10 protein-coding genes, 16 tRNA genes and 1 riboswitch are annotated in these 24,615 nt (G+C 53.8%); of the genes, 25 read left to right on the forward strand and 1 reads right to left on the reverse strand.

The window, feature by feature from the left end; translation table 11 throughout:
* The first annotated feature begins 132 nt into the window (after positions 1-132).
* From AC0LWT_RS03565 to AC0LWT_RS03675, 23 genes are all read left to right on the forward strand, one after another.
* Positions 133-208, forward strand: a tRNA-Asn gene (locus AC0LWT_RS03565).
* 6 nt (positions 209-214) lie between these two features.
* Positions 215-306 (forward strand) — tRNA-Ser (locus AC0LWT_RS03570).
* 38 nt (positions 307-344) lie between these two features.
* A tRNA-Glu gene (locus AC0LWT_RS03575) sits at positions 345-416 on the forward strand.
* A 50-nt stretch (positions 417-466) separates the two neighbouring features.
* Positions 467-542: transfer RNA gene (locus tag AC0LWT_RS03580), tRNA-Val, on the forward strand.
* 8 nt (positions 543-550) lie between these two features.
* A tRNA-Met gene (locus AC0LWT_RS03585) sits at positions 551-627 on the forward strand.
* A gap of 33 nt (positions 628-660) precedes the next feature.
* Positions 661-737 (forward strand) — tRNA-Asp (locus AC0LWT_RS03590).
* A gap of 21 nt (positions 738-758) precedes the next feature.
* Positions 759-834, forward strand: a tRNA-Phe gene (locus AC0LWT_RS03595).
* Positions 835-849: 15 nt separating this feature from the next.
* Positions 850-925, forward strand: a tRNA-Thr gene (locus AC0LWT_RS03600).
* Positions 926-963: 38 nt separating this feature from the next.
* Positions 964-1,045: transfer RNA gene (locus AC0LWT_RS03605), tRNA-Tyr, on the forward strand.
* A gap of 11 nt (positions 1,046-1,056) precedes the next feature.
* Positions 1,057-1,130 (forward strand) — tRNA-Trp (locus AC0LWT_RS03610).
* A gap of 13 nt (positions 1,131-1,143) precedes the next feature.
* Positions 1,144-1,219 (forward strand) — tRNA-His (locus tag AC0LWT_RS03615).
* 22 nt (positions 1,220-1,241) lie between these two features.
* Positions 1,242-1,313, forward strand: a tRNA-Gln gene (locus AC0LWT_RS03620).
* 8 nt (positions 1,314-1,321) lie between these two features.
* Positions 1,322-1,396: transfer RNA gene (locus AC0LWT_RS03625), tRNA-Gly, on the forward strand.
* Positions 1,397-1,405: 9 nt separating this feature from the next.
* Positions 1,406-1,479 (forward strand) — tRNA-Cys (locus AC0LWT_RS03630).
* A gap of 7 nt (positions 1,480-1,486) precedes the next feature.
* A tRNA-Leu gene (locus AC0LWT_RS03635) sits at positions 1,487-1,575 on the forward strand.
* 25 nt (positions 1,576-1,600) lie between these two features.
* A tRNA-Leu gene (locus tag AC0LWT_RS03640) sits at positions 1,601-1,679 on the forward strand.
* A 357-nt stretch (positions 1,680-2,036) separates the two neighbouring features.
* A complete protein-coding gene (locus tag AC0LWT_RS03645) occupies positions 2,037-3,782 on the forward strand; it encodes a sensor histidine kinase (RefSeq protein WP_474680241.1) in 1,746 nt (581 codons plus the stop codon).
* 16 nt (positions 3,783-3,798) lie between these two features.
* Complete coding sequence (locus AC0LWT_RS03650; RefSeq protein WP_474679864.1) at positions 3,799-5,409, forward strand: response regulator transcription factor; 1,611 nt, start codon at positions 3,799-3,801, stop codon at positions 5,407-5,409.
* Positions 5,410-5,574: 165 nt separating this feature from the next.
* On the forward strand, positions 5,575-6,519 hold the full coding sequence (locus tag AC0LWT_RS03655; RefSeq protein WP_474680242.1) for an ABC transporter permease: 945 nt from the start codon (positions 5,575-5,577) through the stop codon (positions 6,517-6,519).
* A gap of 14 nt (positions 6,520-6,533) precedes the next feature.
* Positions 6,534-7,478 (forward strand): carbohydrate ABC transporter permease, encoded by a 945-nt coding sequence (locus AC0LWT_RS03660; RefSeq protein WP_474679865.1) that lies wholly within the window; start codon positions 6,534-6,536, stop codon positions 7,476-7,478.
* Positions 7,479-7,622: 144 nt separating this feature from the next.
* Positions 7,623-9,164, forward strand: coding sequence for an ABC transporter substrate-binding protein (locus AC0LWT_RS03665; RefSeq protein ID WP_474679866.1), 1,542 nt, complete (start codon positions 7,623-7,625; stop codon positions 9,162-9,164).
* A gap of 208 nt (positions 9,165-9,372) precedes the next feature.
* On the forward strand, positions 9,373-10,080 hold the full coding sequence (locus AC0LWT_RS03670) for a class I SAM-dependent methyltransferase (protein ID WP_474679867.1): 708 nt from the start codon (positions 9,373-9,375) through the stop codon (positions 10,078-10,080).
* Positions 10,081-10,160: 80 nt separating this feature from the next.
* Positions 10,161-11,375 (forward strand): ROK family protein, encoded by a 1,215-nt coding sequence (locus AC0LWT_RS03675; protein WP_474679868.1) that lies wholly within the window; start codon positions 10,161-10,163, stop codon positions 11,373-11,375.
* Here AC0LWT_RS03675 and AC0LWT_RS03680 read toward each other — a convergent pair.
* The gene (locus tag AC0LWT_RS03680; protein WP_474680243.1) at positions 11,365-12,168 is read right to left on the reverse strand and encodes an alpha/beta fold hydrolase; all 804 of its coding nucleotides are present in this window, start codon (positions 12,166-12,168) and stop codon (positions 11,365-11,367) included. The genes AC0LWT_RS03675 and AC0LWT_RS03680 overlap by 11 nt on opposite strands.
* A gap of 590 nt (positions 12,169-12,758) precedes the next feature.
* On the opposite strand from AC0LWT_RS03680, the gene AC0LWT_RS03685 reads away from it, so the two are divergent.
* Positions 12,759-13,136, forward strand: coding sequence for a hypothetical protein (locus AC0LWT_RS03685; protein ID WP_474679869.1), 378 nt, complete (start codon positions 12,759-12,761; stop codon positions 13,134-13,136).
* A gap of 395 nt (positions 13,137-13,531) precedes the next feature.
* A riboswitch (cyclic di-GMP riboswitch) is annotated at positions 13,532-13,639 on the forward strand.
* Between the two features lie 110 nt (positions 13,640-13,749).
* Positions 13,750-24,594, forward strand: a complete 10,845-nt coding sequence (locus AC0LWT_RS03690) for a non-ribosomal peptide synthetase (RefSeq protein ID WP_474679870.1) — start codon at positions 13,750-13,752, stop codon at positions 24,592-24,594.
* Positions 24,595-24,615: the final 21 nt, after the last annotated feature.

Below are 24,615 nucleotides of genomic sequence, written 5' to 3' on the forward strand. Positions count from 1 at the left end.
AGGTGGAAGCGCGGCAACGTGTGGAGCTGACGAATACTAATCGGTCGAGGGCTTAACCTATACAATTTAACTCACACTTTACGCAAGTTTCGTATCTAGTTTTCAAGGAACAAACCTTGAATTGAATACTGTTCCCTGATAGCTCAGTTGGTAGAGCACTCGACTGTTAATCGAGTTGTCACAGGTTCGAGTCCTGTTCGGGGAGCCACATTATGGAGAGGTGTCCGAGTTGGCCGAAGGAGCACGATTGGAAATCGTGTAGGCGTCACAAGCGTCTCGAGGGTTCGAATCCCTCTCTCTCCGCCACTTTACAACTCGCAGTAAATGAAGTAATATGCTATCAAGGCCCGTTGGTCAAGGGGTTAAGACACCTCCCTTTCACGGAGGTAACAGGGGTTCGAATCCCCTACGGGTCATAAGGATTCATCATGCAAAGGAATTTGCGAAGTTGATTCCAATATCCCATGGAGGCTTAGCTCAGCTGGGAGAGCATCTGCCTTACAAGCAGAGGGTCGGCGGTTCGATCCCGTCAGCCTCCACCATATATCGACGCGGGGTGGAGCAGCCCGGTAGCTCGTCGGGCTCATAACCCGAAGGCCGCAGGTTCAAATCCTGCCCCCGCAACCAACCTCCTGAAGGTTGAGGAGTTTTATCTAGTGTGGAGCCGTGGTGTAGAGGCCTAACATGCCTGCCTGTCACGCAGGAGACCGCGGGTTCGAATCCCGTCGGCTCCGCCATTTTTAACCATGAAAGTGCAAGGCTCGGTAGCTCAGTCGGTAGAGCAGAGGACTGAAAATCCTCGTGTCGGCGGTTCGATTCCGTCCCGAGCCACCATGAACAACCTAATATGCCGTTGTAGCTCAATTGGTAGAGCAACTGACTTGTAATCAGTAGGTTGGGGGTTCAAGTCCTCTCGACGGCACCATTACTTTTTCGGTGATCCCGATTAAGGTTTAGTTTTGCGGAGGCTTAGTGAAGTGGCTAAACACGACAGACTGTAAATCTGTTCTCTTCGAGTTCGGTGGTTCGAATCCATCAGCCTCCATTTTCTTATCTAGGGGCATAGTTTAAAGGTAGAACAAAGGTCTCCAAAACCTTTGGTGTGGGTTCGATTCCTGCTGCCCCTGCCAATTTTAAACTATGGCGGTCGTGGCGAAGGGGTTAACGCACTGGTCTGTGGCTCCAGCATTCGTGGGTTCAAGTCCCATCGATCGCCCCATTTATTTCATCGAACTACATATTGGGGATTAGCCAAGCGGTAAGGCAACGGACTTTGACTCCGTCATGCCTAGGTTCGAATCCTAGATCCCCAGTACGATATGCGGAAGTGGCTCAGGGGTAGAGCATCGCCTTGCCAAGGCGAGGGTCGCGGGTTCGAATCCCGTCTTCCGCTCCATTACACTAAGGCGCCATAGCCAAGTGGTAAGGCAGAGCTCTGCAAAAGCTTTACCCCCAGTTCGAGTCTGGGTGGCGCCTCCACATTCAAGCCGGAGTGGCGGAATCGGCAGACGCACAGGACTTAAAATCCTGCGGTAGGTGACTACCGTACCAGTTCAAGTCTGGTCTTCGGCACCATGATTTACTCGCAACATTTTTATTTGCCGGCGTGGCGGAATGGCAGACGCGCTCGACTCAAAATCGAGTGGGAAACCGTGGAGGTTCGAGTCCTCTCGCCGGTATCGATGTTTACAATGAAATTCCTAATGGAGTGTATCCTTGGGAATTTTTTTGTTTTTATTATCCTTGTTTGCATGCCAAAACAAAAGCTCTCTGGAATGAATTTGCCGCGGCGAGATGCTGGAGAGGAGCTGCATAGAAGACTCATGAAATCTCAGGATTTCAGGGGTCTTCTTTTTGTTGACGCTATAAAGTAATAAAAGTGCTATGTACGTTCGATTCAATGGTAGAGCGCCGTTTCCAATTCCCGTATAATTAGTAGTCGCTTGTAAGTAACCGAGGCTCGTTAAAGGAGAATGCAGCAAGGAACTCGAAAGTGTTAGCAGGAAAACAAGCGAGGCGGGATGCATTTGAAAATAATGAACTCTGTGCGTTTCAAAATTTTTGTCGGCTTCGTGCTTGTGGTGGCGCCGCTGGTTATTTTTCTTATTTTCAACAATGTGTATTCGATGAATGTCGTACGCGATCAAATATCGCAAAATTACGGCAAGCTGTTGGAACAGTATGTGCTTGATACCGACAACACGTTGAAAGAGTTTGACAATTTTTTGCTCCATTTGTATAGCGACCCCGACGTGATCAATATGATCGTATACGATGAGCATGCGGATGAATATGTGCTCGCCAAGCAGAGGCTGTACAATAAATTGACGAAACAAATCGATATTTACAGTTTGATTAATACTTTTTTCGTATATTCCAAATCGACCGGCGATCTGTTAGTCGCAACCCGGGAAAATTCGTACTACTATGACCGGGTTCAAACGGTTAAGCAGTTGTTAGCTGAAAGCGATAACAGCAAGGCGGTCAAGACGAACGTTAACGGCAGCTGGTCAATCCTGTCTTCCGCGGACGGCACCAAGTACTTGGTGAAGAGCAATTCGGAGCTTGGCGCCGGGTTTACGATCGGTATCCTTATTCAAATGAACAGTCTGGTACAGCCGCTGAGCAATTGGGACACGGGGAGCGGTGGCGGTACGATGGCGATTTCGAAAGAGGGAGCGCCGCTTTCCAGCCGTTTTTTTGCGATGGATACGTTCAGTCAAATCCAGGATCAATTACTGCCTGCCAAACCTGATTATCATGTCGTGCGGGATGAGGAAAAGAAAGAGCAGTTTTTGATCGTAAGACAGGCTTCCACGCACGCGGAGTTCGATTACATACTCATCATTGCCGAAAAAAATATGCTCAAAAATTTGCCTTATTTGCAGGTTGTCATTTATTTTTTGCCGTTTGGCGGGGCATTTGTTTTGGCGATTTATTTGCTGTATTTGCAGCGCATTCTGTTTAAGCCGCTGACCCAGTTGATAAGAGGAATGCGGAAAATCGGCCAAGGCGAGCTGAAAGTCCGCTTAAACGAAGGCAATTCGACGGAATTTGCCTTTCTGATCGCAACGTTCAACAACATGGTGGATCAAATCGAGAATTTGAAAATCAGCGTGTACGAGGAAAAAATCAGAGTTCAGCAGGCTGAATTCAAACATTTGCAGGTGCAGATCAATCCCCATTTTTATATGAACAGTTTGAACATTATTTACAATTTGGCGGCGCTCAAGGATACGAAGTCGGTTCAAAAAATGTCGCTGCATCTGGCCGATTATTTCCGCTTTATTATGCGGACCAACCGGACAACGCTCGCTTTGAGGGATGAAATTCAGCATATCCGCAATTATTTGGAAATTCAGGTGATGAGATATCCGGACCATTTGACGTTCGATATTCAGGTGCCGGACAAATATGCGGATACCTGCATTCCGCCGCTCATTGTGCAGCCTTTTGTCGAGAATGCGGTCATCCACGGATTTACCAAAAAATACGGCAGCTTTCATATTACGGTTGCGGCAGCGCCTGATGCGGAAATGCCTGACGACTTTTTTACATTGACGATTATGGATAACGGGGACGGCTTCAGCAGCGAGATGCTGGACAATTTAAATTCGGAGCAGTATTTGGAGCAGTCAGGGGACGATCATTTGGGCGTATGGAATGTACGGCATCGGCTGCGGATGAATTTTGGCGATCAGGTGCATGTCCGTTTTCACAATCGGGCCGATCATGGCGCAGTTGTAGCGATCAGGCTCCCGGCCGTTTCCAATATCAAGTGAAGGGACGAAAGCGCGTATGTTTAATTTGCTCGTTGTCGATGACGAAAAAATAGCGGTCAAAGGGATTTCCGTAGGAATCGATTGGTCGGATCTTCCGATTGCCCATGTATACGAAGCGCTCGATGTAAGCGAAGCGACCGGCATTCTGGCTGCGGCCAAAATTGATGTGATGATTTCCGACATTGAAATGCCCGGCGCGACAGGGCTGGATTTGCAAAATTGGGTGCGGTCCCATTCCCCGCATACGGAGACGATTTTTTTGACGGGGCATGCCAATTTTGAGTATGCACAGCAGGCTATTCGGTTGGGCAGCTTCGATTATGTGCTGAAGCCTGTCGATCATGACCGGTTGAAGGAAATCGTCAAGCACGCTCTGGAGAAAATCAGAATGGACCAAGAGCAGTCGGAGTTTCACGAAACTTACAAAACGTACTACAGCCATTGGGTGAGCGAACGGCCGGTTCTGGTGGAAAAGTTTTGGCAGGAATTGATCAGCGGCAAAATGCCTCTGAACGAGGACAAGCTGATGCGCAGCTTTCACATGTACGATCTGCCGCTGCAGGCGGACAGCACGGTTCTTCCGATTCTGATCAGCGTCGAGAACTGGAAGGAGGAGCTGAACGCCAGAGACGAGGAAATTATGGAGTACGCCATCCGGAAGGCGGCCGCGGAGATGATTGTGGAGGATCAGCCGGGCTGCGTCATCCAGGACAACGGCTCGAGTCTGGTTCTGCTCTATCATCCCGATAGCGGCGAGGCCGCCATGAAGAGGGTAAAAGAAAAGTGCGAGGCTTACATTCAGGCGTGCAACCGGTATTTTCAATGCAGCTTGTCCTGTTATTTAGGCGGCACCGGCAAAATTATGGAGTTGACCCGCAAGGTAAACGACTTGTTCAGCTTTGAAAGAAACAACGTGATGAGGAGCAATTGCGTGCTGCTGGCGGCGGATGCCGCCGATTCTCATGCCGGCAGGCAGCAAACGCCGGCATTTACGGACTGGTTCGTGCTTCTGGAAGCAGGTAAAAAGGCGGAGCTGGTGCAGCGAATCCAGGATTCTATCGACCGCTTGCAAGCTGGAGAGGTCGGCTCTGAGTCGGTGGAAGCTTTTTATTACGGCTTTTTGCATCTGATGTACCATGTTCTTCATAAAAAGGGGCTTTCGGTGCATGAAATGATCCCGTCGCAGGAATTGCAGGATTATACCGGCGCCACGAGGTCGGTCAATCAGCTCAGAAACTGGGCCGTGCGCATCGCTTCCATCGGCTGCGACTATATGAACAGCCGCCTTAAAGGCGTATCCGCGGTAACCGGCAAGGTCTGTCAGTATATCGACGAGCACTTGCACGAGGAACTGAGCCGGGAGGAAATCGCGGCATCCGTGTTTTTGAATCCGGCGTATTTGTCCCGGCTGTTCAAGAAGGAGACGGGCTTGTCCATTTCCGAGTATACGCTCAAGATGAGGATGGAGCAGGCTAAAAAGCTGCTGGCCGAATCGAACGACAAAATCAGCTACGTAGCCGAGAAAACCGGCTATTCGCATTTTTCTTTTTTCGCCAAAATGTTCAAGAAATATACCGGCCTGTCTCCGCAGGAATACCGCAAGAGCTTCCACGGGACGAGCGAATAGCGCCCCGCTGCAGCGGCGATGAAGTCACATTAGTGCTCAAAGAGTCACATTACAGATAGATGCCTTTTCCAGAAAATCCTACAATAAGGGTATATAAAGATAAGGAAAGGGGAAACCGGAGCCGTGAGTGAAACAGCCAACATTGCAGCGACACGCAGCGCATCTATGAAAACATCGAGCAAAGTCCAGGCAAAGCCTTCTTTTTTGCGGACGATTCGCAAGTTTTGGATTTTTTATGTAATGATGGCTCCAGCAGCTATTCTGCTGATCATTAACAATTACATCCCGATGTTCGGCGTAGCGATAGCATTCAAGAACATCAACTACACCAAAGGAATTTTGGGAAGCCCCTGGGCAGGCTTTGACAATTTCAAGTATTTGTTTTCCAGCGAAGCCGCCTGGGTCATTACGCGCAACACTATCAGCTATAATGCGGTGTTCATCATCTTGAACCTGGTAGTCGGGGTTGCCTTTGCCATTATGTTCAATGAGATGCGCAACAAATTTTTGTCCAAGTTTCACCAGAGCACGATGTTTTTGCCGTTTTTCTTATCAATGGTGTGCGTGGCCTATCTGGTCTACGCGTTCCTTGGAGCCGAACACGGTTTTGTCAACACGGTGCTTTTCCCGAAGTTCGGCATAGAGCCGATTGATTGGTATACCGCTCCCAAATACTGGACCGTTATTTTGCCGATTGTGAATATGTGGAAAAATATTGGCTACTACACGGTCATTTACATGGCGGCTATACTGGGAATTGACAATGAGTACTATGAGGCCGCTCTCATCGACGGCGCTAACAAATGGAAGCAAGTGACCCAGATTACGCTGCCGCTGATAACGCCGGTTATGGTGACGATGACGCTCCTTCAAGTAGGCAGAATTTTTTATGCGGATTTCGGACTTTTCTTTCAGGTTACGAAAAATGCGGGCGCGTTGTTCCCGACAACTCAGGTTATCGATACGTATGTGTATCAGACCTTCCTGACGATGGGCGACATCGGAATGTCCTCGGCGGCCGGGCTGTACCAGTCGGTTGTAGGCTTTGTGCTCGTACTGGCTACGAACCTGTTTGTGAGAAAAGTAAGCAAAGATAACGCACTATTCTAAAAGGAGTGGCTGTCATGAGTCAAGCAACTGCCAAGCTGAGCGGGCGGACGGCCAGAAAGCGCGGCCCCAACGAATTGTCCGACACGGCGAATTTCCTGGTCAACCTGTTTCTATGGATATATACGTTAGCCTGCATATTGCCGCTTGTTCTTGTCATTATCGTATCGTTCTCCGATGAGAAGGAAGTGTTGATCCACGGATACAACTTCATTCCGAAAGCATGGAGCATTGAAGCTTACAAATTCATGTTCAAAGACTGGCATCAAATTTTGCGTTCTTTCGGAATATCGGTCTTTCTTGCTACAGTGGGGACAGGCATAAGCCTCATTATGATGGCTTTGTATGCGTATCCGATATCCAGAAACGATTTTCCGCATAAAAACTTTTTCTCGTTCTTTATGTTCTTCACCATGCTGTTCAATGGCGGACTTGTTCCCTGGTACCTTGTGTACACGCAAATGCTGGATTTGAAAAATACGATCTGGGCGCTTATGCTGCCTCTGCTCGTATCGGCCTTTTTCGTCCTGCTGCTGAGAACGTTTTTCGCCAATTCGATTCCCGTTCCGCTCATAGAAGCGGCGAAAATCGACGGGGCCGGAGAGATTCGCATTTTCAGCCAAATCATCATCCCGCTCTCGCTGCCGGTGCTGGCGTCCGTGGCGCTGTTTCAGGTGCTCAACTACTGGAATGACTGGTTTTTAAGCCTCGTCTTCATATCGGGCAGCAAGAACATTAACCTGCAATTCCTGATGTACAAAACGATGCTGGATATTCAGTTCCTGTCATCCAACGTACAGGCGAGCCAAGGGCTGGCCCAGGCGGGAGGCATGCTCAATCTGCCTACGGAGACAGTGCGCATGGCCATGGCGGTGCTCGGAATCGGCCCGATCGTATTTGCTTATCCGTTCTTCCAGAAATACTTCAAAAAAGGGCTTACCGTAGGCGCGATAAAAGGGTAATTAGCCGCAGGCGAAGAAATAAGGGAGATTCTTGTCTTCATAGATGGAAATATAAGATCGAAATGGAATTTAAAGTTGGCTTAAGCCGGGAATAAACAAACCGGATTAGCATAAATCCAAAGAAGAAAAGGGAGGCTCACATGAATGAAAGCAGCTCGTAAAAGCGCACTAGTTTTGCTCATGATGGTTTTTTCGTTGTCCCTCGTGTTGGCTGGATGTGCCAAGGATCAAGGTTCCTCTGGCAGCAGTTCGCCTGCACCGACTTCCAGCGACAAGCCGGCCGAAACGAAAGCGGCATCCGGTTCCGATCTGAAGCCGTATGAGGTTAAGCTGGTCTATCCGGGAACCGCTCAGCCGGATCAAGCGAAAGTGGAAGCGGCAATGAACAAAATTTTGCAGGAGAAGATCAATGCTACAATTAAACTGATGCCGATCGATTGGGGGCAATGGGATAACAAGGTGAACCTGATGATCGCATCCCACGAGCAGTTCGACATCCTGTTCACCGCTCAATGGAACGGACATGCCGTCAACGTCGGCAAAGGAGCGCTGCTGCCTCTGAACGATTTGATCAACCAATACGGCAAAGGCATTACCGAGACGTTGGATCCGGCCTTCCTGGAAGGGGCCAAAATCGACGGCAAAAACTACGGCGTGCCGACGAACAAAGAGCTGGCAGCATCCGGTGGCGTCGTGTACCGCTCTGACGTAGCCAAAGAGCTTGGCATCGACTTGAGCAAAGTGAAAACGATTCAAGATTTGGAACCGATTTTGAAAACGGTTAAAGAGAAGAAGCCGGAAATGACTCCGCTGTTTTTAAGAGACGGCGACAACCTGAACAGTCACTATTTAGCGCAGTATGATGCCCTTGGCGACAGCACAGTTCCCGGCGTCATCCTGAAAGACGGAGACAGCACGACTATTATCCCAAAATGGGATGAGCCGCGCTACAAGGAAATTATTAAAGTAACCCGTGACTACATGCAAAAAGGGTATATTAACAAAGATGCTGCGACAACGCAATTGTCGGGACAGGATGCTATGAAATCCGGCAACGTATTCATGGTGCCTTCATCGTTAAAGCCGGGTAAAGACAGTGAAATGGCAAATGCTACCAATCTAGTAGGCAAGCTGAGCCAAGTTGAGATGACTTCGCGCACCATTACAGATACTATGGGAGCGATGCTGGGTATTTCCGTAACGTCCAAAGACCCTGCTCGCGCTATGATGATCATTAACATGCTGCATACGGACAAACAAATCAACAACCTGCTCAACTTCGGTATCGAAGGCGTTCATTACACGAAAGTTTCCGACAACATCATCAAAGCGACGGATGCCGCCAAAAACTACGCGCCGGGCGTTGCTTGGGAGTTCGGCAACCAATTCCTGAACTACTTGTTCGATAATGAAGATCCGCAAAAGTGGGAAAAATTCAAAGAGTTTAACAAAAGCGGCAAAAAATCTCCCGGATTCGGCTTTACGTTCAACTCCGAGCCTGTGAAAACGCAAATTGCCGCCGCCGTAAACGTGCAAAAAGAATTCGATGCAGCACTCGATACGGGCTCCATTGATCTGGATGCAACGCTTCCTAAATATCAGGAAAAAATGAAAGCAGCGGGCATCGACAAAATTATCGCCGAAAAACAAAAGCAATTCGACGCTTTCAGAAGCGGCAAAAAATAAGACATGCAAAAAGTTGTGCCGAACGGTTGGGCTGCACCCTGACCGAGCGAGGGGCAGCCGCCCGCCCGGATGAACAAGTCCGGGTTGGGCGGCTGCCCTTTTTTAGCGAATCGGCGGGAACACCCGAACATGAGGCAGCGGCCCTCCATATGGTAAAAATGAGGTCAAAACGCCATGTGGAGGTGCAGGGACTATTAATTACCTGGATATGCTGACAAAACTGGGGATTGGCAATGCGCATCCCGGAGGATTTGGAGAAACGATCGAGCAGATTCGCAACTATCCGATCGGGCAGGGGCAGAAAGTGCTGGAAGTCGGCTGCGGTACGGGCCGGACAGCGTGTTTGCTGGCCGAGCAGGACTGCGAGGTAACGGCTGTGGACATTCGCCCGGAAATGATTGCGAAGGCCAAAATCAGAGCGGAGAAACAGGGCGTGCAGGTGCGGTTTCTGGAAGGCGACGCCTGCCGGCTTCCATTCGATGACAACAGCTTCGATGTCGTCATGGTCGAATCGGTGACGAACTTTGCCGGCGCGGATGCGTCGATTCCGGAATATCGCAGAGTGCTTGTTCCAGGAGGAACTTTGTACGATCGGGAAGTAATTCGCACTAAGAATATGAAACCGGAAATCGAGCAAGCTATTTGCGAATTCTATGGCGTGAAGGCTTTGCACAATGCCGATGAATGGGGACGGCTGCTGGAAGCGGGCGGCTTCGGGCAAGTGAGGAACTCGGGCATTCAGCCGTTTCCGCTGACGATGTGGGAGGATACGGTGCAGCACCCGGACCCGGTTCATTTGTCGGATCAGCAATCTTTATTCGATCCGCAAATATGGAAGCTCACCGCCAAGTACGATGAGCTGATGAATTTGTATCACCGTTATTTGGGATATACGCTTTTGATAGGAGTCAAGTGAAATAAGCAGGCGCGGAGGAAGGAATTTGCCCGGGTTGTGGCGAAATATTGAGAAATATTATCACTTGGAGGCTGCTTGCATTGGATCTGCCATTCATTACAGAACGAATTCCGAACCGCAAAGGAAAAGAAATATATGAGTTGATCCGCCGTCAAGGGACCGTATCCAAAACGGACTTATTGGAGGCAAGCGGCATGACCGTGAGCACATTGACGCGGCTGTTGGAGGAATTGACGAGCCAGGGCCTCATTCTCGAATCCGGCTTCGGCATCTCGACCGGCGGCCGCAGGCCGATTTTATATGAAATGAATCCGGCCTATGCTTACGTCTTCGGCTTGGAAATTTCAAGGACGCTTTCCAAGCTCGTGCTCGTCGATCTCGCTATGAACAAGCTGGATTCGCGCAGTTGGGCGATGTCGGCGGAGATGACTCCCGATGTGTTGACCGGCTTCATTGCGGACGAGGCGGACCGGATGCTGGCTCAGCATCGAATCGCCAAATCCGCCGTGCTGGGGGTGGGCATCGGGGCGGTCGGCCCGCTGGATCGGATCGCGGGCGTCATTCTTGAGCCCTCGTACTTCCCGGCTCCCGGCTGGAAGAACGTAGCCATATGCCGTATGCTCGGATCGCGGCTGAGTTTGCCCGTCTTGCTTGACAACGGCGCGAATACGGCGCTTTTGGCCGAATCGTGGGTGAACCGCTCGCAGAGCTTCAAGCATCTGCTTTATGTCCACGCCGGAATCGGCCTCCGTTCCTCCATGGTCTCGGAAGGGAAGATCATCTACGGCGCCGTGGATATGGAAGGATCAGTCGGCCAGATGATCATTCAGACCGACGGCATATCGCACCGCGATGCCGGAGGCAACTACGGCGCGCTTGAATCGTACGCTTCGCTGTATGCCGTTGAAAAAGCGGCCCGTTCCGCGCTGAAGCAGGGGAGGGCAACGCTCCTCTCGCAGCTGGTCGGCGATCCGGAGCAGCTGCAATACCGGCATGTGCTCGAAGCGCTCAAAAAAAATGATCCCCTGGTCGTGGAGATCATGACGGAAGCTGCGACCTATTTTGGGATCGGGCTTGCCAACCTGCTCAACATTTTGCATCCCGAAAAGGTGATCCTCGGGGGGCCTCTTCTGGCAGAAGGCGAGCTGTTTTTCCAAATCGCCACACAGGTCGCGATCCGTAAAGCTTACTATTATCCGGCGTATCAAGTCGTCTTCAGCAAAGGCAATCTCGGCGAAGAGGCTTTGGCTATCGGCGCCGCCGTTATGGTGATGAACCAGTTGATCAAGCTTTAACCGACTTCAGGAAATCGAGCAGCAGCGAGTTGAAAGCTTCCGGGCTTTCCATAGGCGTCAGATGGGCCGCTCCCGGAACAATGTGAAAGCTCGCGCCGCGAATACGTTCAGCCATCGATTTCATCACTTCCGGCGTCGTAATCGGGTCGTGCTCGCCTGCGATGACAAGGGCCGGCACATCGATCGCTGCGAGCAGATCCACGGAATCCTCGCGGAAAGCCATAGCCAGGCTGGCGTGGACGAGCCCTTCCGGCTGCATCTCGTCCATCACGGCGCTCAGTTCCCGGACGAGTTCAGGCTGCGTTTGCCGGCTTTCCTCGGAAAGCAGCTTGGGCAGCATAGCGTCCCTGGCAGCGGCGGCGCCTTTTTCGTAGAGGGAGGCCGCCATGTTCATCCGGTTTTTGCGGCCCTCCTGAGGGTCGGCTTCCGGACGGGTGTTGGCCAGCACAACCGCCGCAAATCGCTCCGGCGCCTTGCGCAGCAGCGAGAACACTACATAGCCGCCCATGGAGAAACCGCCAAGGACGGCTTTTTGTATGCCCAGCTTGTCCATCAGAGCGAGGACATCGTCGGCATACCGGCTTAGCGCGATGTTGGATGCCGGGACAGCGGACTGCCCCATGCCGGCGAGGTCCGGGATGATGGCCCTATAACCTGCGGCGGCAAGCGCATCCGCTTGACGGCTCCACATCCGGTGGTCCAGCGGAAACCCGTGCAGCAGGATGACCGGGAGCCCTTCTCCCTGGCTTTGGCCCAGATCTTGAACAAACAATTGAGATTCATGAATCGTCATTTTCACGGATACCCTCTCCTCCGGTTATGTCTTGAAGTTGTTTCCTTTTCATCGTACACGAATTGATCCCGGTTTTCCATCTCCGCCCTGCCGAAGCCGCTTTTTGAGCGCTCGCCAAGGGCTTTTTTTCACCACATAAGAATGTTTAAGTTCTTTACAGCGCTAAAGCGTGTAGAACTGCATTCTTATTGGCGAATAAACCTACCTCTAAACGCGGTCGCTCATCTTCGAAAGACCTCGATAGAGGTTTATCTCATATTCGCGGGCGTAGAACGGCATTCTGATCGGCAATAACACGCAGCGCGGTAGAAAACCTCATAGTCGAATAAGACTAGTATGGGGCTTCAAGGGCCGTAATATGCCCGAGTTGCTGGAAATTACTTCTATATAACGTGTCCGAATCAGGACGATTTTAGTTCCAGGGAAGTAGAAAAATAGCGAACGATATCGAAAAAGTTATGTAATATACCAAAATATTATGGTTAACTCATACTTCCCTAACAATTGCTTGATATCCTCAAATCATCGCGAATCCATTAACCATTTTAAGGCAACGAAGGATACAGTATGAAGAATTGGAGTTGAATCGAATGACAAAAAAACCGTGGTCTACGCAAGAATTGGACAAACTTATTCGACTTTCCAGCGAGTGTCCCCCCGTTGTTATTGCCAAAGAACTATCCCGCCCCGTGACATCAGTCCGTAAAAAAATGAGGGAAATCGGGATTAGTTATGTAACCGGAGAACAATGGAAAAAACGACAAATTCAGTACCTTATCTCCGACGAAGGCAGCTTGTACAAAAATCAGGTAAGCCCGTCGCCGCAAAGCTCCGATCTGGAGTCCCCAGTGCTTGACGAGTTCTGGAAAACGCTAGTAACGATGGCGAGATTGGCAAAAAAGAGAGGGAAGCGGGTCGACGTGCTCTCTTTTATCGATACATACCGAAAAATACGGACAGGCGGTTAAAGTTTAAGCCTGCTGTCCTGGATAGGCGGACTACAGCCGCCCGCCCTACTTAAACTGCAAAAGCACATACAGCCTCCGGACGGGGCCGCTCAAGACGAGACGGTTCCGGCGGAGGCTTTTCTCATTTTTTTGTTGCAAGATGGTCTGGAACGATGTCGAAAAAACGAAAAAAACGCTGTCGATTCATGTATTGGAAGCGGTTACTTGTAATTTATATGAACCGGCGCGGATAAAGCCGGGCCTTTCGTGTTAGGGGCGTCCTAAAAAAAATAAGGTAAATTTTACTAGTAACCTCCAATAAAATTATTTATTAAAATACCGTAACTAGTATATCTTTCCTAGTGTTTTATTATATGTAAAGTAAATATATCTATATAAATACAAATTCTACAAATATTCGACAAAGGCAAACCTATGGAAACGTAGGGACGCAAAGCCATGGCCTAAGGCATCGCATTACTTTTTCACAAGAGATGAGATGCTATGGTCGACAGGTTGCCGGGTAACAGGGGCTCCCCTTTTATTCGGGGTGGGCCTTTTTCGCTTTGGGGTGTTAAAATTTTTCAAAGTTTCCAAGACCAAGAGATTATTTCGCATGATGGGGGGAGTAATTATGCAAAAGCACTTTTTACCATTAACGCATGCTCAAAAACGGATTTGGTATACCGAGCAGTTTTATCCCGAAACCAGCGTTTCAAATTTGAGCGGTATCGTTAAATTAAAATCCGCAGCGGGGATCGACGACCGGATGTTGAACCGGGCCATTCGTCATGTGGTCCACAGCAATGAAGCGCTGCGCTTTAAGCTTGCGCTTGATGAGGCGGGCGAACCGCGGCAGTACGTTGCCGATTGCGAGGATTTTGATATCGAGTGGGTGGAAGTTCGTCAAACGGGAGATATCGATGCCGTGACGGAACGGGCGCAAACGGAGGCCTGCCGGCCGATGGCGCTCTACGATAGCGAGTTGTTCCGGTTTATCGTCTTCAAGATCGGCCCTGCGGAGATCTGGCTTTTCGCGGCAGTGCATCATATCGTTTCCGACGGGATTTCCATGGTGATGCTGGGGAATCAGCTCATCGATCGCTATTTGGAGCTGGTCAAAGGAACCGACGCCCTGCAAACGAGCCAGCCCTCTTATGTGGAATATATTTTGAGCGAAGCGGAATATGAGAAGTCCGAACGGTTTCAAAAGGACCATAAATTTTGGAATGCCCAGTTCGATTCCATTCCGGAGACCGTGTCTCTCAAACGAGGGGATTCCTATTTGGTCGAGACGGATGCGATTCGATTGACGGAAGAAGTGCCCGCTTTTTTACATGAAAAAATCGGAATGTTTTGCCAGGAGCATGGGATCAGCGTTCTCTCGCTGTTTTTAAGCACTCTCCATATTTATATGTCGAGAGCGACGGGGCAAACCGAGACGATTCTGGGAACGTTTATGGGCAACCGTACGAATGCAAAGGAAAAACAGATGTTCGGGATGTTCGTTTCCACCATTCCGGTAAGAGCTCACGTTGATGAGAACGCGGATTTCCTCAGCTTTGCCAAACGGATCATGAAGGATCAATTGGCGGTCATCCGGCATCAGAAATATCCTTATAACCAGTTGATCAGTGATTTGCGCGTCAAGCATGGACAATTGAACCGGCTGTTCGGGATATCGCTCGAATACCAGGTCATGTTATGGACGGAAAAGGAAGGTCTCTCTTACATGATCGAGCCCTTGTTCAGCGGGCATGAAGTGAACGATATTTCGATCCATGTCAAGGACCGGCCGGATACGGGCATGCTCATGATCGATATGGATTATCGTTCGGAAATATTCGAACCGGAAGAAATAAAAGCTTTGTACCGCCGGCTATTGACATTGCTGGACCATGCGCTGACCTTTCCCGAGAAGGCGATCCGGGAGCTGGCATGGCTGCCGCAGGCCGAGCAGGAATGGCTGCTGCAGCAGGGAAGGAGCCCGCGTCTGGGATATGACCGGGAAATGACGCTGCATGGCTGGTTTGAGCGGCAAGCCGCACGGAATCCCGAGCAGACTGCCGTATTCTTTGAAGGCGAACAAATGTCCTACCGGGAATTAAACGAACGTGCTAATCGCCTGGGTCGTCTTTTGCGTGAAAAAGGAGTTGTGCCGGACGCGCCGGTCGCGATTTTGCTGAACCGGTCCGAACGGGCGATCATCGCTATGCTCGGCATCCTGAAAGCCGGCGGAGCTTATGTGCCGATCGACCCCGGATTTCCGGAGGAAAGAATCCGGTTCATGATCGCGGATTCGGGCGCGAACATCGCCGTGACGGAAGCGGAGCTGGCCGGCCGATACGATTTGCCGGTATCGGAACAAATCGTCTTTGAAGACGTGGAGACGTCCGGGGTGAGCAGCGGCGGGAATTTGCCGCCGAGTGCCGGCTCCGGAAATTTGGCGTATATCATGTATACCTCGGGGACGACCGGCAAGCCGAAAGGCGTCATGATCGAGCATCGGCAAGTCTGCCATTTGATCGAGGGATTGCAAAGGCAAGTATATGAGGCGTATGAGCCAGGCCTCCATGTGGCGCTGCTCGCTCCTTTTCATTTCGACGCATCGGTTCAGCAAATTTATGCTGCGCTGCTGCTGGGACATACGCTGTATATTGTTCCCCGAGCAAAGGTGACGGAGGGGCGGACTTTAGCCGGGTATTATCGCGACCACGCGATCGAAGTGACCGACGGTACGCCGGCTCATTTGAAAGTGTTGGCTGCGGCAGCGGATGAGTCCCGCGGATTAAGTCTGCGCCATTTACTGATCGGAGGAGAGGCGCTGCCTCGCGAAACTGTCGGCAACATATTTGATTTGTTTGCCTCAGAGGAACTGTCCCCTGCAATCACTAACGTGTATGGGCCGACAGAATGCTGTGTCGATGCTTCCGCCTATGACATTACGCAAGCTGCCTTCCATTTGACTCAAGGGAGCGTTTATCTGCCAATCGGCAAACCGCTTGGCAACAACCGCTTTTATATCCTGGATGCCTATGGGCGGCTGCAACCTCCGGGGGTGGAGGGTGAATTGTACATTGCCGGAGATGGAACAGGCCGGGGGTATTTGAATTTGTCGGTACTTTCGTCCGCCAAATTCGCTCCCGATCCGTTTGTGCCGGGTGAAATGATGTACCGTACGGGGGATATCGCCAAGTGGCTGCCGGACGGGAACGCAGCATATGCCGGTCGGATCGACGATCAGGTCAAAATCCGCGGGTACCGGATTGAGCTTGGCGAAATCGAAGCCGTGCTCCACAAGCATCCGGAAGTCGGCAAAGCGGTGGTGCTGGCTCGTCCGGAAGCGCAGGGCGGAGCGGAGCTTTGCGCCTATCTGGTCTGGAAAAACCGGGAGCGGCCGGCCGCTCTCTCCGAACTGCGCAAACATCTGGCGGTCGAACTGCCGGATTACATGCTTCCGGCTTATTATGTAGAGCTGGACGAAATTCCGCTCGCCTCAAGCGGCAAGATCGACCGGAGAGCCCTGCTGCAGCATGAGGCGGCAGCAGCCGGCGGCGCGGAATATGTCGCTCCGGGAACCGGCCGGGAGCAGCAGCTCGCCGATCTTTGGCAGGAGGTTCTCGGCATCGCCCGCGTCGGGATTTACGACAATTTCTTCGAGTTTGGCGGGCACTCGCTGAAAGCGATGACGCTATTGTCCCGCATACATAAGCAATTGGGCGTGGAGCTGCCGCTGCAGGTATTGTTTGAGACGCCGACCGTACACGCCGTTGCGCGGTATGTTTCCGAGGCGGGCCGCAAGGGATACCGGGGGATTGAACAGGCTGCGCCAAGGGAGATGTATCCTTTGTCCTTTGCCCAGCAACGCGTATTTATCGTTAGCCGGCTGGAGGGAGCGGGGATCGGCTACAATATGCCGGCAATCGCGATGATCGAAGGTTCGCTGGACGTCCTGCGGCTTGAGCAGGCCTTCCGCGAGCTGATCGGGCGGCATGAGGCGCTGCGCACCTCTTTCCATACCGTCGACGGCATTCCGCTGCAAAAGGTGCATGACGACGCGCCTTTTGAAATTACGCTAGCCGAAGCTTCCGAACCATCGGTCGAAGCCTTGATGGCCGCATTTGTCCGCCCGTTCGATCTCGGACAAGCGCCGCTCCTGCGGATCGGGCTTGTCCGGGTTAACGAGAGCAAGCATATGCTGCTGTTCGATATGCACCATTTGATTTCCGACGGCGTTTCCATCGGACTGATTTTGCATGAGCTGGCCGGGTTGTATGGCGGGGACAATCTGCCTGAGCTGCGGCTGCAGTACAAGGATTACGCGGTGTGGCAGAACGAGCGGTTTGCCCAAAGCGCTCCGGAAGGGGAGAAATACTGGCTGCAGACGCTGAGCGGAGAGCTGCCGGTCCTGCAGCTGTTGACCGACCGTCCGCGCCCTGCGGTGCAAAGCTTTGAAGGCGACCGGGTGTCGCTCATCGTGAACAACGATGTAAAGGACAAGCTGAACCGGCTGGCCGAAAAGAGCGGAGCCACGCTGTACATGGTGCTGCTTGCGGCCTATTGCGCGCTGCTGTCCAGATATACGGGGCAGGAGGATATGATCGTCGGCACGCCAACCGCCGGCCGGAACCATGCCGATACGGAAGGTATCGTCGGCATGTTCGTCAATACGCTGGCGATCCGGGTTAAACCGGAGCGGAGCCATACCTTTGCCGATCTGCTGCAGCATGTGCGCCTTTCGGTGCTTAACGCTTTTGAGCATCAGAGCTATCCGTTTGAACGGCTGGTGGAAAAGCTGAATCTGCCACGGGATTTAAGCCGGAATCCGCTGTTTGACACGATGTTTATTTTGCAAAATGCTTTTGCGGAAATTCCGGAAATCGGCGGCATGAAGCTGTCGGTCCGGGAAACGAATTTCCGGGTGGCCAAATTTGATCTGACGCTGCAGGTCAAGGAAGAACAGGACGGCCTTGTGCTCGACATGGATTACAGCACCCGGCTGTTTCGGGAAGAGACGATCCGGCGTATGCTCGGCCATTACATAAACCTCCTTGAGGGCATCGCCGCCGATCCGGGACTGGAGTACGGACGGTATGAATGGCTTGCCGACGAGGAAAAACAGCGGATCTTGACCGGCTTCAATCCGGGAGTGACGGAATATCCGCGCGAGAAGACGATCGTGCAGGTGTTTGAAGAGCAGGCGGCATTGACGCCGGACCGTCCGGCGCTCGCTTTTGAAGGGATGCTGCTTACTTACGCCGGGCTGAACGAGCGGGTGAATCAGTTGGCCGGGGCTTTGCGCGCCCAAGGGGTTGTTCGCGGGGCGGTCGTTGCCGTGCTCGTGGACCGGTCGGTGGAAATGATCGCGGGGATATTGGCGATTGTGAAGGCCGGCGCAGCCTACGTGCCGATCGACCCGGAGCATCCCGCGCAGCGGATCGGGCACTTTTTGACGGACAGCGGCGCCTCCTTGCTGTTCACGCAGCGGCCGCTGGCGCATCTGGCCGAGCAGGCCGGATACGAGGGCGCGTATCTGTTTGCCGATGACGAATCGCTTTATCAGGGGGATGCTTCCAATCCGGAGCCGGAGTTCGCGATAGAGCCGGGGGATCTGGCGAACCTTACCTATACGTCAGGCACGACGGGGAACCCGAAAGGCAACATGGTCACGCACGCCAACATTTTGCGCACGGTAAAAAACGCCAACTACATGCAGGTCACCGGCGGGGACGTTGTGCTGGCCCTTTCCAATTATGTGTTTGACGCCTTTATGTTTGACGTATTCGGGGCGCTGCTGAACGGAGCCAAGCTGGTAGTTATCCCCAAGGACATCGTCATGGATATAGCCAGGCTGCCGCAGGTCATTGAGCAAGAACGCGTTTCCGTGCTGATGATCACGACGGCGCTGTTCAATCTGCTCGTCGATTTCCGCCCGGACTCCCTCAGCGGCATCCGCAAGGTGCTGTTCGGCGGGGAGCGCGCTTCGGTGGATCATGTGCGGAGAGCCTTGCTTGCCGCCGGCCGGGACAAGCTCCTGCATATGTACGGTCCGTCGGAAAGCACGGTGTTCGCCACTTATTATCCGGTGGATGAAGTGGCTGAGGATGCCGCGGCGATTCCGATCGGCAGACCGGTCAGCAACACTTCGGTTTATATTTTGGACGCGAATCTGCAGCCGCAGCCGGTCGGTGCGGCCGGGGAGCTGTGTATTGGCGGAGAAGGGCTGGTTCGCGGTTATTTGAACCGTCCCGAGCTGACTGCGGAGAAGTTTATCGCTCACCCGCTGGCTGGGGGAGGAAAAATTTACCGGACAGGGGACCTGGCCCGCTGGCTGCCGGACGGCAGCATCGAATTTATCGGCCGGATCGACCACCAGGTTAAAATCCGCGGCCAGCGGATCGAGCTCGGGGAAATCGAGCATCGGTTGGTCGTTTACGAGGCGGTCCGGGAAGCCGTGGTGCTCGCTTTGGAAACCGCCGCGGGCGAAAAGGCGCTATGCGCCTATTTCGTCGCCGATCGGCCGCTTTCGGACGGCGGGCTGCGCGAGCATGCCGCAGGGGAACTGCCGGCTTACATGGTGCCGGCCGCATTCGTGCAGATGCCCGCGCTGCCGCTGACCGGCAACGGGAAGGTGGACCGCAGGGCACTGCCGCTGCCGGATCTCCAAGCGGCCTCCCGCTGCGCGGAGTATGCGGCGCCGGGCAATGAAACGGAAACCAAGCTGGCGGAGATTTGGCAGGAAACGCTGGGCGTTCGGCAGGTTGGGGTGAACGATAACTTCTTTGAGCGCGGCGGCCATTCGCTGAAAGCGATGGCGCTGCTTGCCCGGATTCACCGCGAATTGCAGGTGGAGCTGGAGCTTAAAGAGTTGTTCCAATTTCCGACGATCGCGGCGCTGGTCCAGGTGATTGCCCGGGCCGAGCAGCGGGAATACGAGGTCATTCCCGCGGTGGAGAAACAGGCGGCTTACCCGGTATCTTCGGCGCAAAAACGGCTGTATGTATTGCAGCAGCTGGAGGGCGCGAAGAAAAGCTACAACATGCCTTCCGTTTTACGGCTCAAGGGCAAGCTGCGGCTCGATCGGTTCGAGGCCGCGCTCCGTGAGCTGGTGAACCGGCATGAAGCGCTGCGAACGTCTTTTGCCATGGAGGACGGAGAACTGCTGCAGCGGATTAGCGGCGATGCTCAAATTACGCTGGAGCACATCGAGGCGGAGGAGCAGGAAGCAGCGCGGATCGTCGAGCGGTTTATAGCTCCATTTGATCTGGAGCAAGCGCCGCTGTTCCGCACCGCGCTGATCAAGCTCGCTGACGACGAGCACCTATGGCTGGCCGATATGCATCATATTATCTCCGACGGAGCATCGGTCAGCGTGCTGATCGAGGAAATAACCTCGCTATACGCGGGGAAAGCGCTTGCCCCGCTGCGGATTCAATATAAGGATTATGCCGTATGGCAGCAGTCGTTCCGGCTGACGGAGCCGTACCGCAGGCAGGAGGCTTATTGGCTGGAGCAGTTTGCCGGAGAGGTTCCGGTGCTGGAGCTTCCCGTGGATTATCCGCGTCCGGCGGTGCAAAGCTTTGCGGGCGACCGACTGAGCTTTACCGCGGATGCCGCGCTGACCGGGGCGCTGCGCAAGCTGGCGCAGGATACGGGAACTACGCTCTACATGGTGCTGTTGGCGTCGTTCGGCAGTTGGTTGGCCAAGCTGAGCGGCCAGGACGAGATCGTGGTGGGCTCGCCGATTGCCGGCAGGCCGCATGCCGATTTGGCGCGGATCATGGGGATGTTCGTCAATACGCTGGCGGTACGTTCCTTCCCGCAGGGGAATAAGACATATACAGCCTACTTGGACGAAGTGAAGCAAACGCTGCTTGGCGCCTATGAAAGCCAGGATTATCCGTTTGAAGAACTGGCCGCAAAGGTGCAAAGAGAGCGGGACCTGAGCCGCAATCCGCTGTTTGACGCCGTGTTCGCCATGCAAAACGCCGACTTGCGGCAGCTGGAGATGGAAGGCTTGCGGTTGGAGGCTTATCCGTTCGAACATAAGACCGCGAAGTTTGATCTATCGCTGACCGCCGCTGAGGATGGGGATACGGTCCGCTTCGAAATGGAATACAACACTTCTTTGTTTAAACCGGAAACGATCCGGCGCTGGAGCGGTCTGTTCCACACGCTGCTGCGCCAAATTGCCGATCGGCCGGATTCGCGGCTCTCCGAATTCCGTCTGCTGACGGAAGCGGAGGTTCGGCGGATTTTGGACGAGTATAACGACAGCCCGTTGGACGTGCCGGAGGATGCGACGATCCATCGGCTGTTCGAGGAGCAGGCGCTGCGGACGCCGGACCGTCCGGCGGTAACTTATCGCGGGCGGTCGTGGACGTACCGGGAGCTGAATGCGCGGGCGAACCGGCTGGCCCGCCTGCTGATCGCCAAAGGCATCGGCGCGGAAAGCAGGGTTGGCATCATGGTCAAGCCGTCGTTGGAGATGGCCGCGGGCGTGCTCGGCATCCTCAAAGCCGGAGCGGCGTACGTGCCGATCGATCCGGATTATCCCGAGCAGCGCATTGCTTATGTGCTCGCCGATAGCGGCGCGCCGGTGCTGCTGACGCAAAGCGGCTTGCCCGTGCCGGCGGAATACGGCGGCGAGGTGCTGCGGTTGGACGGCGAGGGAGCAGCGTCCATGCTGGCCGGAGAAGTCGGTCTGTCCGACGAACTCAATCCGCTCACGGCGGCAGGAGCGCATCATCTGGCCTATATGATCTATACGTCGGGAACGACCGGCCAGCCGAAAGGCGTTATGGTCGAGCACTATTCTTTGGTGAATTTGTGTTACTGGCATAACAAGGCTTTCGAAGTCACCGCCGAGGACCGCAGCGCCAAATACGCCGGGTTCGGGTTTGACGCTTCCGTGTGGGAGCTGTTCCCGTACTGGATAGCCGGGGCGAACATCCATGTGATCGACGAAACGATCCGGATGGACATCGTGCGGCTGAACGCGTATTTCGAGCAGCACGGGATCACGATTGCGTTCCTGCCGACGCAGTTGTGCGAGCAGTACATGGAGCTCGACAACCGCTCGCTGCGCGTGCTGCTGACCGGAGGAGACAAGCTGAAGCGGACGGTGGAGCGCCGCTACAAGTTGGTCAACAACTACGGTCCGACGGAAAGCACCGTAGTGGCGACGAGCACGGCGAACGGTCCCGCGGAGGAGATTTTGACGATCGGGCGGCCGATCGCGAATACGCGCATCTACATCCTGGGCGCGGAGGGGCAGCTGCAGCCGATCGGCGTAGCCGGGGAGCTGTGCATCGCGGGCCGGGGACTGGCCCGGGGCTACAACAACCGGCCGGAGGAGACGCGGGAGAAGTTCGTGGAGGATCCGTTCGCGCCTGGCGAGCGGATGTACCGCACGGGCGATTTGGCGCGGTGGCTGGAAGACGGCAGCATCGAATATTTGGGCCGCAAGGACCTGCAGGTGAAAGTGCGGGGCTTTCGGATCGAGCTGTCGGAAATCGAGGCGCAGCTCGTCGTGCATCCGGCGGTACAGGCGGCGGTCGTGGCCGGCATCCGGGATGCGAGCGGCAATACCGCCTTGTGCGCCTACGTGGTGCCGGAATGGCTGCTGGAAGGCGAGCTGCAGGACGATTTCACGCAGACTCTGCAGGCCGCTCTGGCGCAAAAGCTGCCGGAATACATGGTGCCGCAGCACTGGGTGCAGATGAGTGAGCTGCCGCTGACGCCCAACGGCAAGGTGGACCGGCGGGCGCTGCCGCAGCCGGAAATGACAGCGGTGGCGGCGGATCGCAAGGAGCCGGCAAGCGAACTGGAAACGCTGCTGGCGGAGATTTGGCAGGACGTGCTGGGCCTGATGATCGTCGGTACGCGGGACAATTTCTTCGCGCTGGGCGGCGATTCGATCAAGGCGATCCAGATGGGCAGCCGCCTGCACAAGCACGGATGGAAGCTGGAGATGAAGGACTTGTTCCAGCACCCAACGATCGAGCAGGTGATTTCATACCTGCAGCGGGCCGAAACGAAACCGGCAGATCAGGGACCGGTACAGGGCGAAGTGCTGCTGACCCCGATTCAGCAGTGGTTTTTCGAACGGAACTTTACCGATCGCCATCACTGGAACCAGTCGATTATGCTGCATGCCCCGTCCGGCTTTGATCCGGCGCTTGTCCGGTTCACGCTGGCCAAGCTTCTTGAGCACCACGACGCGCTGCGGATGGAATATGTGATCGAGCAAGGCGGACATGGGGAGCCGGTGCAGGTCGTTCAGCATTACCGCGCACCCGAGGACGTTCGTCCGGATGTGGAAGTGATTCGGGTGACCGGAGCGGCCGCTCAGTTGGAACAAGCGGTACAGCGCGAGGCGGAACGGCTCCAGGGCAGCCTGGACCTGACCGGGGGCGTACTGACGAAAGCAGTGCTTTTCCAAACGGATCACGGCGATCACCTGCTGCTGGTCATCCACCATTTGGTGGTCGACGGGGTATCCTGGCGGATTTTGCTGGAGGACTTGGCATCCGGTTATCTTCAAGCCTCCAGGGGCGAAGCGTTGATTTTTCCGCAAAAAACGCATTCCTTCCAAGACTGGGCTTCCGGGCTTGCCGACTATGCCGGATCCAAGGCGTTACTGAAGGAAACGGATTACTGGCGTGAGCTGGAGAGCCGCGCGATCGCTCCGCTGCCCAAAGGTCAAGAAGCTGCCGATCAGCGGATGCGTCATGCCCGGACGGTTGATTTTGCGCTCACCGCCAAGGAAACGGAACAGCTGACGACAGTGGCCCATGAGGCGTACCGCACGGAAATGAACGATTTGCTGCTGACGGCGCTTGGTCTCGCTGTGAAGGAGTGGAGCGGAAATGAGCAAATCCTGGTCAACCTGGAGGGGCACGGACGTGAAGATGTTGTTGGAGACGTGAACATCTCGCGCACGGTCGGCTGGTTTACGAGCCAATATCCGGTGGTGCTCGAAATGGGGCGGTCCACGGATTTAGCTTTCCAAATCAAGCGGATTAAGGAAGATTTGCGCCATGTTCCGAACAAGGGCATCGGCTACGGCATTTTGCGGTACTTGACGCAGGAGGAGCATAAAGCAGGGCTGGCTTTCTCCCTGCGCCCGGAAATCAGCTTCAACTATTTGGGACAGTTTGCGGCTATGGAGCAATCAGGGCTGTTTGTGCGCTCCGCTTTGCCGATGGGCAGCCCGCTCAGTCCGAATTCGGAGAAATTGACCTCGCTCGACGTGGTCGGGTTTATCGAAGAAGGCGTCCTGCGCATGAGCATCGCCTACCATTCACTGGAATACGAAGCCGGGACGATGTCGTCTTTGAGCGAAAGCTTCAAAACCCATTTGCTGCGGCTGCTCGAGCATTGCCTGAACCAAACGGGCGGCACACTTACGCCAAGCGATCTGGGCGACGACGAGTTAACGTTGGATGAGCTTGATCAACTGCTTCAGCTTTTTTAAATCAGAGGAAAACTTGGATGA

The sequence above is a fragment of the Paenibacillus sp. sgz302164 genome (assembly GCF_056120505.1).